Origin of the sequence: Micromonospora noduli, from assembly GCF_003264365.1 — a bacterium.
GTDB classification, from domain to species: Bacteria; Actinomycetota; Actinomycetes; order Mycobacteriales; family Micromonosporaceae; genus Micromonospora; species Micromonospora noduli.
In genome coordinates this window covers 1-447 of the sequence record NZ_PYAK01000156.1, presented here as the reverse complement: position 1 = coordinate 447, position 447 = coordinate 1, and the positions used below count along the sequence as shown (strand labels likewise).

The following is a 447-nucleotide window of genomic DNA, read 5'->3' as shown; positions in this document are numbered from 1 at the left end:
GCAGTTATTAACAGGAGACCGTTTTGATTTATCGAGCCACCAATAACTCCGGAACCTTAAACAAAAGAAAGAAATTACAAATGTGTCTCTTTTTTAAACATTCCAATTTTATCCTTTACCTTTCTTCTTAATCACAGGCATACTTTCACCGGTTATAAGACTCTCATCACAGGCAGAATGCCCAAAAATAACTTTCCCATCAACTGGAACTTTGGCACCTGGTAAAACTTTTAAAATATCACCCCTTTGAACGAGATCCACCGATATCTGTTTCTCAGATAAAATCTCAAAATCCTGGCCTACTGACACCAATAAGGCGTCCGTAGCTTTTAAGGATAAAAGTTTTGATAAAGCTTCTGAAGTTTTTCCTTTCGCGATATGTTCTAACCATCGGCCCAGACTTATGAAAACTAAAAGCATAGGAGGAGTATCAAAAAATGTAAGCGG

General features: G+C 37.4%; 1 protein-coding gene. It reads right to left on the bottom strand.

Going from position 1 to position 447, the window contains the following annotated elements; genetic code table 11:
- Positions 1-108 precede the first annotated feature (108 nt).
- Positions 109-447, bottom strand: a 339-nt coding sequence (locus GUI43_RS33330; protein ID WP_441004850.1) for a P-type ATPase actuator domain-containing protein, incomplete at its 5' end; no start/stop codon positions are given.